At 30.6% G+C, this 13,426-nt stretch carries 13 protein-coding genes; 12 read left to right on the forward strand and 1 reads right to left on the reverse strand.

The annotated features are described in order from the left end of the window. The first annotated feature begins 4 nt into the window (after nucleotides 1-4). The 6 genes from WHD08_RS05855 (at nucleotide 5) to WHD08_RS05880 (ending at nucleotide 7,413) form a co-directional block, all read left to right on the forward strand. Complete coding sequence (locus WHD08_RS05855) at nucleotides 5-2,479, forward strand: DNA translocase FtsK (RefSeq protein WP_208888867.1); 2,475 nt, start codon at nucleotides 5-7, stop codon at nucleotides 2,477-2,479. A 37-nt stretch (nucleotides 2,480-2,516) separates the two neighbouring features. After that, a complete protein-coding gene (locus WHD08_RS05860; protein ID WP_208888866.1) occupies nucleotides 2,517-3,173 on the forward strand; it encodes a LolA family protein in 657 nt (218 codons plus the stop codon). A 62-nt stretch (nucleotides 3,174-3,235) separates the two neighbouring features. Further along, the gene (locus WHD08_RS05865) at nucleotides 3,236-4,699 is read left to right on the forward strand and encodes an LptF/LptG family permease (protein ID WP_165730231.1); all 1,464 of its coding nucleotides are present in this window, start codon (nucleotides 3,236-3,238) and stop codon (nucleotides 4,697-4,699) included. A gap of 6 nt (nucleotides 4,700-4,705) precedes the next feature. Then, complete coding sequence (gene ribB, locus WHD08_RS05870; protein ID WP_340833584.1) at nucleotides 4,706-5,851, forward strand: 3,4-dihydroxy-2-butanone-4-phosphate synthase; 1,146 nt, start codon at nucleotides 4,706-4,708, stop codon at nucleotides 5,849-5,851. Nucleotides 5,852-6,017: 166 nt separating this feature from the next. Then, nucleotides 6,018-6,620, forward strand: coding sequence for a TetR/AcrR family transcriptional regulator (locus WHD08_RS05875; protein WP_208888865.1), 603 nt, complete (start codon nucleotides 6,018-6,020; stop codon nucleotides 6,618-6,620). Between the two features lie 58 nt (nucleotides 6,621-6,678). Then, entirely contained in the window at nucleotides 6,679-7,413 is a 735-nt protein-coding gene (locus WHD08_RS05880) for an SDR family oxidoreductase (RefSeq protein WP_208888864.1), read from the forward strand. 5 nt (nucleotides 7,414-7,418) lie between these two features. Here the strand turns inward: WHD08_RS05880 and pepE are convergent, their stop codons facing one another. Beyond that, entirely contained in the window at nucleotides 7,419-8,120 is a 702-nt protein-coding gene (pepE, locus tag WHD08_RS05885; RefSeq protein WP_208888863.1) for a dipeptidase PepE, read from the reverse strand. A gap of 93 nt (nucleotides 8,121-8,213) precedes the next feature. Here pepE and WHD08_RS05890 point away from each other — a divergent pair, with 93 nt between their 5' ends. The 6 genes from WHD08_RS05890 (at nucleotide 8,214) to WHD08_RS05915 (ending at nucleotide 13,347) form a co-directional block, all read left to right on the forward strand. Continuing rightward, nucleotides 8,214-8,996, forward strand: coding sequence for a carboxypeptidase-like regulatory domain-containing protein (locus tag WHD08_RS05890; protein WP_165730221.1), 783 nt, complete (start codon nucleotides 8,214-8,216; stop codon nucleotides 8,994-8,996). A gap of 12 nt (nucleotides 8,997-9,008) precedes the next feature. Further along, nucleotides 9,009-9,821, forward strand: coding sequence for a hypothetical protein (locus WHD08_RS05895; RefSeq protein ID WP_208888862.1), 813 nt, complete (start codon nucleotides 9,009-9,011; stop codon nucleotides 9,819-9,821). An 11-nt stretch (nucleotides 9,822-9,832) separates the two neighbouring features. Next, nucleotides 9,833-10,198, forward strand: coding sequence for a carboxypeptidase-like regulatory domain-containing protein (locus WHD08_RS05900; RefSeq protein ID WP_244183238.1), 366 nt, complete (start codon nucleotides 9,833-9,835; stop codon nucleotides 10,196-10,198). A gap of 29 nt (nucleotides 10,199-10,227) precedes the next feature. Then, on the forward strand, nucleotides 10,228-10,629 hold the full coding sequence (locus WHD08_RS05905; protein WP_244183237.1) for a hypothetical protein: 402 nt from the start codon (nucleotides 10,228-10,230) through the stop codon (nucleotides 10,627-10,629). A gap of 29 nt (nucleotides 10,630-10,658) precedes the next feature. Next, on the forward strand, nucleotides 10,659-11,156 hold the full coding sequence (locus WHD08_RS05910; protein WP_244183236.1) for a DUF6702 family protein: 498 nt from the start codon (nucleotides 10,659-10,661) through the stop codon (nucleotides 11,154-11,156). A 61-nt stretch (nucleotides 11,157-11,217) separates the two neighbouring features. Next, on the forward strand, nucleotides 11,218-13,347 hold the full coding sequence (locus tag WHD08_RS05915) for a M1 family metallopeptidase (protein WP_208888861.1): 2,130 nt from the start codon (nucleotides 11,218-11,220) through the stop codon (nucleotides 13,345-13,347). Nucleotides 13,348-13,426: the final 79 nt, after the last annotated feature.

Consider the following 13,426-nt stretch of genomic DNA (forward strand, 5'->3'; position numbering starts at 1 on the left):
ATTAATGGCTAAGAGAAGAACAAGTTCAAAAAAACCCTTAAATTCTTCGGAACAAAAACCGAGTATTTTTGCATATTTTAAAACAAGACAAGCAAAGACAATTTTAGGATCTTTCTTAATTTTATTTTCATTTTTTCTTTGTATTGCTTTCATTTCTTTTTTCTTTAATTGGCAAGAAGATCAAAGCATACTTAAAGAATTTGCAGATAAAACAGTTAGAAGCAAAAATTTACTGGGAAAAATTGGTGCTAATTTAAGTAACTTTTTTATCTACTCTGGAGTTGGAATAGCAGCTTTTATAGTCGCGTTTCAAATACTTTTAACAGGTTGGTATATTCTTTTTAAAAAGAAATTCTCTTCACTAATAATTTCTTGGAACTGGTCTCTTTTGGTAATGATATGGATTTCTATAACGTTAGGTTTTGCATATGACAAGTACGCATTGTTATCTGGTGTTATTGGTTATGAAATTAATGAGTTTTTACAAGCCTTTATAGGTAAAACTGGTTTGGTCATTCTTTTAACCTTCTTTTTTATTGCTTATTTAGTTTTACGTTATAAAGTTACTTTTGACAAGCACATAGAAACCTTAAAATTAAAACGAGAAGAAAGAGAAGCTAGAAAAGCAGAAGAAGAGGTTTTTAATGAAACAACACAAGAAACCGTTACACCAGTAAAAACTGTAGAAAAAACAGAAACGGTACCTTTAAAAACTGATCAGAAAGAAAAATCTGTTGTAGAATTATCTTTAGAAAAAAAACAACCAACAATTTCTAAATATTCTGATGTAACTTCTAAAAAGGAAGAAATTTCTTTAAACACAGAAAAAAATACTGGCCCTGTATTAAAAACTGAAATAGCGAAAGAAGAAGAAAAAGAGGTAGAAATAGATGTAGAGATTGATGTTGCTATTGGAAGAGATGAAGAACACTCTACAGAAAATTTATCCAATCAATTGGTAAAAGATTTTGGTGAGTTTGACCCTACTCTAGAATTAGGAAATTTCAAATTTCCAACCTTTAACCTTTTAAAACAATACAATGAATCTATTTCTATAGATCCAGAAGAATTAGAAGCTAATAAAGATAGAATTGTAGACACTTTAAAAAACTACAAAATTGGTATTGCAGAAATAAAAGCAACTGTAGGACCTACAATTACCTTATATGAAATTGTACCTGAAGCAGGAATTAGAATTTCTAAAATTAAAAATTTAGAAGATGATATTGCACTTTCTTTATCTGCCTTAGGAATTAGAATTATTGCTCCTATTCCTGGTAAAGGAACTATTGGTATAGAAGTACCTAATAAAAAATCGACCATTGTTTCTATGCATTCTGTAATTTCATCAAAGAAATTCCAAGAATCAACTATGGAGTTACCTATTGCATTGGGAAAAACCATTTCTAATGAAACTTTTGTGGTAGATTTAGCTAAAATGCCTCACTTATTAATGGCGGGTGCAACCGGTCAAGGTAAATCTGTTGGATTGAATGCAGTGTTAACATCACTGTTGTATAAAAAACATCCTGCAGAAGTAAAATTTATTTTAGTAGATCCAAAGAAAGTAGAACTTACTTTATTCAATAAAATAGAACGTCATTATTTAGCAAAATTACCAGACGTAGAAGAAGCTATTATTACAGACACGACTAAAGTAGTACACACCTTAAATTCTCTTTGTATAGAGATGGATAATCGTTACGACTTGTTGAAAGCAGCAATGGTTCGTAATATTAAAGAGTACAACGCTAAATTTAAACAACGTAAGTTAAATCCTAATGACGGACATCAATTTTTACCATACATTGTTTTGGTTATTGATGAGTTTGCAGATTTAATTATGACGGCTGGTAAGGAAGTAGAAACTCCTATTGCACGTTTAGCACAGCTTGCTAGAGCAATTGGTATTCATTTAATTGTAGCAACACAAAGACCTTCTGTAAACGTAATTACAGGTATTATTAAGGCAAATTTCCCTGCAAGAATTGCATTTAGAGTAACTTCTAAAATAGATTCTAGAACAATTTTAGATGCTGGAGGAGCTGATCAATTAATTGGTCGTGGAGATTTACTATATACAGCAGGAAACAATCTTAGTAGAATACAATGTGCCTTTGTAGACACGCCAGAAGTAGAAAAAATTACAGATTTTATTGGTTCTCAAAAAGCCTATGCAGAAGCGTATCAATTACCAGAATACGTAGATGATGAAAGTGGCACGAGTCTTGATATAGATATTTCCGATAGAGACAAACTCTTTAAAGATGCCGCAGAAATTATTGTTACGGCGCAACAAGGATCTGCATCTCTATTGCAAAGGAAATTAAAATTAGGGTATAATAGAGCTGGTAGATTAATCGATCAGTTAGAAGCTGCCGGTATTGTAGGTGGTTTTGAAGGAAGTAAAGCTAGACAAGTGTTAGTTCCAGATTTTATAGCCTTAGAGCAATTATTAGAAAACGAAAAGAACCAATAGTCTCTCGACTACAATCGAGATGATAAGAATTATAATTATGAAAAAAGTAACCATTTTATTTTTAAGTTTATTTTTAACAACGATCACTTTTTCTCAAAATGCAGAAAAAGCAAAATCTCTTTTAGATGAAGTTTCTACTACCATGGGAGCTTATAAAAACATGTCTATTAGCTTTAGTCAAACCTTAAGCAACGAAGATGCAGGCATCATGGAAGGTGATGAACCACCAATTAGAGGAAAAATTGCACTATCCGGAGAAAAATACAGCCTTAATTACTTAGGAAATCAATTTATTTTTGATGGAAAAAAACTGTATGTAATTAATAATGACGAAAAAGAAATTACGGTTACAGATGGTGATATGAGTGGTGATGATGGTTTTATTTACCCTTCTAAATTATTAACCTTTTACAAAGAAGGTTATAATTTTGAAATGGGAAATTTAAAAAACTTAAACGGTAGAAAAATTCAACTAGTTACCTTAAGCCCAATAGATAGCACTTCTGATATTGTAAAAGTAGAATTGGCAATCGATGCAAAAACAAAGCACATTTATAAGTTGATTCAGACAGGTTCTAACGGTTCTAAAACAACCTTTACTATTAATGAATTTAAAAGCAATCAAAATCTGCCGAATTCGCATTTTTCATTTGATGAAGCAAAATACAAAAAGCTAAACTTCTCAATAGATTAATTATTTTCCAATTAACAGAAATTTAGTAGCTTATTTCAAGATAAGAAACTACTTTTGCCTAGATGAAAATTTTAGATAGATACATCTTAAAAACCTTTTTAGTTCCTTTTATAGCTACGTTTCTAATCGTGCTTTTTGTTTTGGTGATGCAAGTATTATGGCAAACCTTCGAAAACATTGCTGGTAAAGGAATTAGCTTGCCTTTTATCTTAAAATTCTTATACTACTCTACGTTAATTATTACACCACAAGCATTGCCTATTGGAGTCCTTTTATCCTCTATAATGGCATTGGGTACTTTAGGTGAAAATTACGAGTTTGCAGCAGCAAAATCTGCAGGTATTTCGCTACAGCGTTTGGTAAGACCTTTAGTATTTTTAACACTGATTCTTAGTGGAGTTAACTTCTTGTTTTTAAACAACATTTATCCTTATGCCGTTTTAAAGCAGAAGAATTTATACTTAAATATAAAAAAGAAACAACCAGCACTAGCATTAGTCCCTGGAAGTTTTAACAGTGATCTTCCTGGTTTTCAAATTAAATTTGATGAAAAATTTGATGAAGAAGGTAAAGACGGAAAAGAAGTAAGTTTATTAAAAAAAGTATTAATTTACGATTTAACTGCCGGAAAAGGGAACCAAAAAGTAATTACAGCAGAAAGTGGTAAGATTATCTCGGAAGAAGGAAGTAGATATATGACTTTTATTCTCTACGATGGTTACTACTATCAAGAACACGTAAAAACGGCTAAAACAAATTTACAAAGGAAAAAGATGGCAGCTTCTAATGCCACCTTTAAAGAGTACGAGTTTAACATAGATATTTCTTCCGTTACCGGAGACGATGATCTAAGTAAAACAGACCATACCAAAAACTTTATGATGCTTAGTTTAAATCAATTAAGCGACACCATACCAGATTTAAAAGCAAGCTATGATGAAGCTTTATTGCTAAAATCTAAGAACTTATACTCCACTGTAGTTGCAAGAGACTTATACCAGTATCCAGATTCATTAAAAACAGAAAACATAGATATTGACGTCCTAGAAAACTTTGACTTACAATCTAAAATTAATATTCTAAACTCTGCCACTACAAAAACAGAACGTACGTTAAGCTCTATAAAAAATGGTCAAACCTCCATTAAATACAAAAGAAAAAATCTAAATTTTTTCGACACAGAGTACTATAACAGAATTTCATTTTCGTTATCTTGTTTAATTCTCTTTTTTATAGGCGCACCGTTGGGATCAATTATTAGAAAAGGTGGTTTTGGTTTGCCTATGATATTAGCTATTGCCATTTACGTAACCTACTTCTTTAGCAATACGTTTGGTAAAAATTTAGCAGAAGAAAGTAAGGTCACCTCCTTTTTAGGTTCTTGGTCATCTGCTTTTATAATGGTTCCAATTGGTATTATTTTAACAAGAAGAGCTACAAGAGACAAAGGGATTTTTAATATGGATGCTATTACGCAACCTATTATCAATTTTTTTAAAAAAATATTTACAAAAAAAGAAGCATAAGATATTATGACTGTTCAAAACACTAAAAAAAGTACAGAGTTAAATTCAATTTCAGCAGCAATTGAAGACATAAGAAACGGTAAAATTATTATTGTTGTAGATGATGAAAATAGAGAAAATGAAGGAGATTTTTTAGCTGCAGCAGAGAAAGTGACGCCAGAAATGATTAATTTCATGGCAACACATGGTAGAGGATTAATTTGTGCACCATTAACAGAAAAACGTTGTAAAGAACTAGACTTACACGTTATGGTAAATAACAACACAGACCCAATGGAAACGGCTTTTACGGTTTCTGTAGATTTGCGTGGTAAAGGAGTTACAACTGGTATTTCTGCGGGAGATAGAGCTTTAACTATAAAAGCATTGGTAGATAAAGACACCAAGTCTTTTGATTTAGCTAGACCTGGTCATATTTTTCCGTTAATAGCCAAAGAAGGTGGCGTTTTAAGAAGAACTGGACATACAGAAGCTGCTATAGATTTTGCTCGTTTAGCAGGTTTACAACCAGCTGGTGTTATTGTAGAAATCATGAACGAGGATGGTACCATGGCTCGTTTACCTCAATTGTTAGAAGTTGCTAAAAAGTTTGATATTAAAATTGTTTCTATAGAAGATTTAGTCGCTTACAGAATGGAGCACGATTCTTTAATTGAAATAAAAGAAGATTTTAATTTACAAACTAGATTTGGAGATTTTAGATTAAGAGCATATCAACAAACTACTAATAACCAAGTTCATATTGCCTTAACAAAAGGTTCTTGGTCTAAAGACGAAGCAATCTTAACGAGAGTAAATTCTACTTTAGTAAATAATGATATTTTAGGAACCTTAACCAATAATGCCGACAAGAAACTAGACCAAATGTTTCAGGTAATTAATGATGAAGGAAAAGGAGCTATTATATTTGTAAATCAACAAAATCAATCTCAAAACTTATTAAGTAGATTAACTACTTTAAAAGAGAATCAAAAAAATGGAAATATTAAAGCTCCAGAAATTAAAATGGATAATAAAGATTTCGGAATTGGTGCTCAAATTTTACACGATTTAAACATCCGTCAATTAAAACTAATTACAAATACGCAACAAACAAAACGTGTTGGTATGATTGGTTATGGTTTAGAGATTGTAGATTATGTAGGGTACTAATACCTTTACCTCTATTTTATAAATCAACATTTTTTAATATTTTTTTTTTGAAATCAAATATCCTCTAGGCACAACCTAGAGGATATTTGATTTCCATTAGAATAAGTTAAGTGTTAATTAAAGTTAATAAAACATACTACTTAGTATTTTTTATTAACTTTGAATTATGTTACAGAAACAAAAGTCGGAATTTACAAAACAATTAATTCTCGATGAATCCTTTAAATTATTTTATAAAGACGGTTTTAAAACAACTAGTGTCGATAAAATAATGGTAAAAACTCAACTTACCAAAGGTGCTTTCTATCATCATTACAAAAATAAAAAAGAATTAGGTCTTGCTGTTATCAAACTTAAAATTCAAAAAAGAGTTTATGAAGGAATGATCTCTCCTCTCTACAACCCTGGCAATGCCATAGATATTTTAAAACAGACTTTTTTAGACAGAATTAAATCTTTCCCTTTAGATGAAAAGCAATCTGGCTGTCCAATGAATAACTTTATAAATGAAGTTGGAGACTCTGAAAAAATCTATCAAATTGCTTTAAAGAATATTGTTGAAGAATGGAAATCTGCATTGATACATTTAATTGAAAGAGGAAAAAAAGAAAATAGTATTCTACAATCCATTTCTAGTGAGGCTACAGCTATTTATTTAATTAGTGCTTTTGAAGGCATTAGAGGAATACGAAAGCTATATGACAACGATTATATTCTTGACCAATATACATTTGGTTTATCAGCCTATATCAATCAAATTAAAGTCTGATTTATTTTCATGAAAAACATACCCATAGTATCTTTTAATTAATAAAAAATTAAAAAAAATGAAACTAAAAAATAAAGTAGCTATTATAACAGGTTCCTCTAAAGGAATCGGGAAAGAGATTGCAATATTATTCGCAGAAAATAAGGCTAAAGTAATTGTAAATTACTCTAGCAGTGAAGCTGAAGCGAATGAGACCGTAAAAACGATCATCGCCAACGGCGGAGAAGCAATAGCAATAAAAGCAGATGTTAGTATCAGAAAAGAAGTAACACATCTATTTGATAAAACCATTGAGGTCTATGGCAAAATAGATGTGTTAGTTAACAATGCAGGTGTTATGAAATCTAAGAAATTAAAAGACATTACCGAACAAGATTTCGACATCCATTTTAACGTAAATGTAAAAGGGTTGTATAATACTTTACAAGAAGCAGAAAGTAAGCTTGCTGATAATGGTAATATCATTAACATCTCTTCTAGTACCGTAAAATTAATGTTACCAACATACGCCATTTATTCTGCAACAAAAGCTGCGGTAGAACAAATATCACGTGTATTTTCTAAAGAAATCGGTAGAGGAATTTCTGTAAATGCATTAGCTCCTGGCCCAACTGAAACAGAATTATTTTTAGAAGGAAAATCAACAGAATTTATAGAACAATTAAGTTCTATGAATGCTTTTAACAGATTAGCAAAACCTATAGATATTGCTAGAGTCGCATTATTTTTAGCAAGCGATGATTCTAAATGGGTTTCTGGTCAAGTTATTGGTGCAAATGGCGCTATGGTATAAAATAATTAAAATTCAATTAATCCCCCGCTTTTTAATTCAATTGGCTGCTTATTTTGTTCAAACAAACGAGCAGTCAATTTACCTCTTAAAAAAACAGCTTCATCTACCACTTCTAACCAACTTCCTTCACGTAAGCCCAAAACAGCAGCTTCGTTAAAAACATGAAATTCTTTGATACGCGTTTCTCTCGTTTCTCCCATGTGAGTAGAACCTTCAATAGGATCTAGATAATGCGCATTTATATTAAAAGGAATGCAACCTAAAGTTGTAAAACTTGGTGGGTACACAATTGGCATATCATTGGTGTTCTTCATGTTTAAACCACAAATATTACTTCCGGCACTTGTGCCTAAATACGGTGTACCATTATCTAACACTTGCTTTAACGTTGATAATACATCATTTTTGTACAATTGATTCACCAACTCAAAGGTGTTTCCTCCTCCTGTAAAAATACCTTCAGAATCCTGAATTGCTTCCTTAGCATTTTCAAATTCGTGAATACCTTTTACATCAATATTAATAGTAGAAAAAGCATTTTTTGCTGTTGTAGTATAATCGTCATAACTAATTCCGCTTGGTCTTGCATACGGAATAAATAGTAATTGTTTTACTCCGTTAAAATGTGTTTTTAGAGTAGGTAATAAATATTCTAAATAGCTACTTCCGTGTACTGTTGATGTACTTGCAATAATCATTTTTTTCATAGTCCAAAAATAAGAATTTAACTATTCATTTTAACACAAGTTTACAATTCTCTTAATAGAGTTTTAAGACACGTATTTCTTTACTTTGTATTAATGTCAAAAGCAATTACTTTTCTTGCCTTTTTTATAAGTTTTCTATCCTTAGAAGCTCAAGAAAAAAGAACGAACCTAACTGGTAAAACTGTCTTAGATAGTTTGACTATTCCAGATGTTCATATCATTAACCAGAATACAAGTAGTGGTACGATTACCAATACCAATGGTTTTTTTGAAATACCAGTTAAAGTAGGTGATACTTTATATTACTCTCATTTAAAATATATAGACAAGCATATTGTTATTACAGACAAAATGCTTTCAACTAAAAAAATAAGCATTCCATTAGAAGAAGAAACGGTTGTTTTAAAAGAAATGGTACTAGAGAAACAACGTAGTATTTTTTACCAAGATCCAGAAATACTTCCTAATAATGGTATCGTCGTAGACGCAAAAGCCTTAAATTTACCTTATGCTAATGTAAAAGCAAAGGAAGATAAATCTATCGTAAAATTTCAATCTGGAGCTTCTGTTAATTTAGACAATTTAATAAATATATTAAACGGAAATGCAAAAAGGGAAAAACAACTAAAGGAGATGGCTTTAGAAGATACTGAACTTAAAAAGGTAAGAGACTATTTTACGGATGACTTTTTTATTACAGACTTAAAAATTGAAAAAATCTATATCAATCAGTTTTTAAATGACTGTATTGATAAAAATATAATTCGCGTATTTAAGAGAGAAAACAAATTAGATGTGCTAAACTTATTAATGAGGGAAAGCAAACTATTTCCTAAACGAGTAGTTGAGGAAGAACTATATTTAACAAACCAATAATAACCCTATTGAATGGAAAAAAAACTACTTACTATTTTTTTATTTGTTATAACACTCCCCTCTTTGTCTCAAAATAATGGGACGTTAATTTCTAGTAGAATTTTAGATTCTCTTGGCATTGTAAAAAACGCCAATATTATCAATCTAAATACCAATCAAGGTACATTTTCTTCGGATGCTGGGCGTTTTCAAATCTATGCTAAAAAAGGAGATACTTTAAGAATTTCATCCATCCAACACATCACCCAAAGGATAAAGATTACTCAGCAAATTATAGAAAATAAAGCGCTTATTGTTATACTAAAACCAAATACCTATGTTTTGGATGCATTCGAATTAAAAAGACATGACTTAATCGGTAGATTGGCGGTAGATGTTAAGAGTATACCTACTGAAGAAAAATACGCTTTATTAAAAAGTAATATGGATTTTTCTAATGTAGACTTCTCGTTGAAAGACCATAGAATTGATGCAAATGACAGAGCAAAATCTAAAGTAGTAAATACGGTTGCTAATTCTTATTCAGGAATTGATGCAGCAGGACTGATAGGTGGACTTTTTTCTTCTAAAAAATTCGAAAAATCAAGATTACTTGATGCAAAGTTAGATCGTAAAAGAGCATTGGGAAACAAAATATTACTAGAACTTGGTGAAGATTTCTTCTTTGAAAAATTAAAAATCCCTAAGGAGAAGTATCATCATTTTTTAGATTATTGTGATTATTTAGATCTCGATAAAATATATAACGAAAATAAAGTTTTAAAACTTATAGAAATATTTCAGAAAGAAAGTATCCCGTATTTAGAAATCATAAAAGAAGAATAAAACAGGCGTGCATGGAAAAAAATCTACTTCAATTTTTATTATTTTTTGTAACATGCACCTCTTTATCTCAAGAAAGACAAACCTTAATTTCCGGTAAAGTTGTAGACTCTTTAGGTACTGTCAAAAACGTAAACATCATTAACCTAAAGACTAATAAAGGTACTTTTTCTTCGGATGATGGCGTGTTTAAAATCTATGCTAAAGAAGGAGATTCTTTACAAATTTCCTCTGTGCAGCACATTACCCGGAAACTTAGAATAAGCAAAGAGATTATCAACAATAAATTTATGACCATTAGATTGGGAACAAATACGTTTGTTTTAGATGAATTTGAATTAAAAAAACATCATTTAATAGGAAGATTAGGTGTCATATAAAAGATGTACCAACAGATAGAAAAGATTCTTTGTTACAAAAGACCTTAGATTTTTCTAAAATCGATTTTAAACTCATAGACACAAGAATTGATGCTAACATAAGAATGAAGCCTCCAATTGTTAACACAGTTGCAAATTCATTTGGTGGTGGTGGTGGTGGCAGCGCTTCAATTCCTTTTAAATTTAAAGATTTACTATTACGTAAAGAGTTGAACCGTAAACAAGCTGTTCCAGATAAAATACTCATAGAACTTGGTGAACCATTTTTCTTTGAAGAATTAAAAATCCCAAAAGACAATTACTTTCATTTTCTAGACTACTGTAATCCTTTAGATATAGAACGTCTTCACAAAGAAAGTAATCTTTTAGAACTCATCAAAATATTTCAGAAAGAAAGTGTGCCTTATTTACAAATCATAAAAAAAGAGTAAATTGGCAGAATAATTGTTTTAAAACCAGCATGAATACTAAAAAATCTATTTTACTTTTATTAATAATTCCGCTTCTCTCCTTCTCTACTCACAAATATTATCTGAGCCTCACTCAAATTGAATATAGAAGTGAATTACAAGCTGTTCAGATAACAATTAATGTTTTTATGGACGATATTGAGCTCGCCCTAAACAAAGACTACAACATTGATTTACAACTAACCACAAAGAAAGAATTAAAAGATAATGATGTTTATTTTATAAAATATTTAAACAAAAAATTACACCTAAAAGTTGATGGTGTATCTAGAGACTTTAATTACATCGGTAAAGAATATGATGGTGATTTAGTTTACTTTTATCTAGAAATAGAAGATGTTAAGGAACTCAAAAACATAGAAGTCACCAATAAAATATTGACAAATCACTTTCCAAAACAAGAAAATTTAATCAAATCTAAAGTTGGCAAAAAGCACAAAAGTCTTCTGCTAAATGCTAAAAATGATAAAGGTTTGTTAAAATTTTAACTCTTTTTAACTTTTTCTCCTACTAATCCTTAATTTGTAGGCAAATTAAACTCAGGCATACATGAAAAAAATTACACTACTCTTATTGAGCATTTTTTTTGTTGGGACCGCTACATTCTCCCAAGAAAAAATAACAAAACAAGGTCATACCAACCAGAACAAGTTTAAACAACTTAAAGATGAATTAGCAACTCCAAATAGTCAAAGAACTGCTTCTGGTGCTCCAGGTGTAAATTACACGCAGCAAAAGGTAGATTATGTAATGGACATTGTTTTAGATGATGAAAATGAAAAAATAATAGGTAACGAGACCATTACATATCATAATAACTCTAAAGATGAATTGGAGTATTTATGGGTACAACTAGATCAAAATGTAAGAGCTAAAGATTCTAAATCACCAGATATTCAGCCTAATAAAATTTCAAAAAGTATTACTAAAAGCACATTTGAAAGTACTTATAATTCAGAACCTTTTGATGGTGGATTTAAAGTTACGAGTGTTACCAATACAGATGGTAGCAACTTATCACACACCATTAACCAAACAATGATGCGTATTAACTTAGCAAAACCTTTGGCTTCTGGAGAAACTTTTTCTTTTAAAATTGATTGGTGGTACAACATCAATAATCACAGAACTCAAGGTGGTAGATCTGGTTTTGAACATTTTACAGAAAATGATAATAACAATTATGTAATTGCTCAATTTTATCCAAGATTGTGCGTGTATGATAATGTAGAAGGTTGGCAAAATGGTCAATTTTGGGGAAGAAGTGAATTTGCTTTAGAATTTGGAGATTTTACAGTAAATATTACCACTCCTAAAGATCACATGTTAGGAGCAACTGGAGTTTTACAGAATGAAAGTGATGTTTTTACAAAAACAGAGTTAAAAAGATTTGCTAAGGCTAAACAAACATTTGATACCCCTGTTGTTATTAGAACTCAAAAAGAAGCTACTAAAATAGAAAAAAGTAAATCTAAAGAAACAAAAACTTGGAAATTTGTTGCCAAAAACGTTCGTGATTATGCTTTTGCTAGTTCAAGGAAATTTATTTGGGACGCAATGGCAGTAGATATTAACGGTAAAACGGTAATGGCACATTCTTTATATTCTAAAGAAGCAAATCCTTTATACGGAGACCATTCTACGAAAGCAGTTGCACAAACATTAAAAACATATTCTAACTATACATTCGATTATCCGTATCACAAAGCAATTTCTGTAGACGGACAAATGGGAATGGAGTATCCACAAATTTGTTTCAATCCGGGGAGACCAGATTTAGCAGACGGTGGTTATTCTGACAGAGTAAAATACAGAATGATAAAAGTAACCATACATGAAGTTGGACATAACTTTTTTCCTATGATTGTAAATTCTGATGAAAGACAATGGACTTGGATGGATGAAGGTTTAAACTCTTACATGGAAATGTTAGCGGAATTAGCATACGATAAAAATTTTCCGATTGTTAGAGGATATCCGAAAAATATTGTAAAATATATGGCTGGAGATCAATCTAAAATTGCACCAATTATGTCTAAAGGAGACCATGTGTATGAATTTGGAAACAATGCATACGGTAAACCTGCAACTGCTTTATGGATTTTAAGAGAAACTATAATGGGACATGAATTATTTGATCATGCTTTTAAAACCTATTCTAAAAGATGGATGTTTAAACACCCAACACCTGCAGATTTCTTTAGAACAATGGAAGATGCTTCTGGTGTAGATTTAGACTGGTTTTGGAGAGGTTGGTTTTACACAACAGATGTTACAGACATTGGTATTAAAGGTGTAAAGAAATTTCATACAAAAGAAAATGAAGATAATGTAGATTTTATTGAAGACACAACTACAGGATTAGCTTTTGGAAATGCTAAAAGTAAAGACTCTAAATTTCATTATGAAATTACTTACAATAAACCAGGCGGATTGGTAATGCCAATTATTGTAGAATTTACCTATAAAGATAGTACTACAGAAAGAAAAGTATATCCTGCACAAATTTGGAGACTTAATGACAAAGAAATAACGAAAGTATTTTCTACGACAAAAGAGGTAACTAAAATTACCATAGATCCAGATTTAGAAACTGCAGATGTAGACACTTCTAACAATAGCTGGCCAAAAGAAACAAACAATAAGTTTGATAAATTTAAAAGCAACATAAAAGGATAACAAAAAGCACTTTAATTAAAGCGATATGGCAGCATATCGCTTTTTTTTATAAAAATTTGTTAAAGTTTTAACTTTTTTT

Source organism: Polaribacter sejongensis, assembly GCF_038024065.1.
GTDB classification, from domain to species: Bacteria; Bacteroidota; Bacteroidia; order Flavobacteriales; family Flavobacteriaceae; genus Polaribacter; species Polaribacter sejongensis.

Coding starts and splice junctions, on each gene's coding strand:
- WHD08_RS05855 (WP_208888867.1), top strand. CDS start 5: ATGGCTAAGAGAAGAACAAGTTCAAAAAAACCCTTAAATTCTTCGGAA.
- WHD08_RS05860 (WP_208888866.1), top strand. CDS start 2,517: ATGAAAAAAGTAACCATTTTATTTTTAAGTTTATTTTTAACAACGATC.
- WHD08_RS05865 (WP_165730231.1), top strand. CDS start 3,236: ATGAAAATTTTAGATAGATACATCTTAAAAACCTTTTTAGTTCCTTTT.
- ribB (WP_340833584.1), top strand. CDS start 4,706: ATGACTGTTCAAAACACTAAAAAAAGTACAGAGTTAAATTCAATTTCA.
- WHD08_RS05875 (WP_208888865.1), top strand. CDS start 6,018: ATGTTACAGAAACAAAAGTCGGAATTTACAAAACAATTAATTCTCGAT.
- WHD08_RS05880 (WP_208888864.1), top strand. CDS start 6,679: ATGAAACTAAAAAATAAAGTAGCTATTATAACAGGTTCCTCTAAAGGA.
- pepE (WP_208888863.1), bottom strand. CDS start 8,120: ATGAAAAAAATGATTATTGCAAGTACATCAACAGTACACGGAAGTAGC.
- WHD08_RS05890 (WP_165730221.1), top strand. CDS start 8,214: ATGTCAAAAGCAATTACTTTTCTTGCCTTTTTTATAAGTTTTCTATCC.
- WHD08_RS05895 (WP_208888862.1), top strand. CDS start 9,009: ATGGAAAAAAAACTACTTACTATTTTTTTATTTGTTATAACACTCCCC.
- WHD08_RS05900 (WP_244183238.1), top strand. CDS start 9,833: ATGGAAAAAAATCTACTTCAATTTTTATTATTTTTTGTAACATGCACC.
- WHD08_RS05910 (WP_244183236.1), top strand. CDS start 10,659: ATGAATACTAAAAAATCTATTTTACTTTTATTAATAATTCCGCTTCTC.
- WHD08_RS05915 (WP_208888861.1), top strand. CDS start 11,218: ATGAAAAAAATTACACTACTCTTATTGAGCATTTTTTTTGTTGGGACC.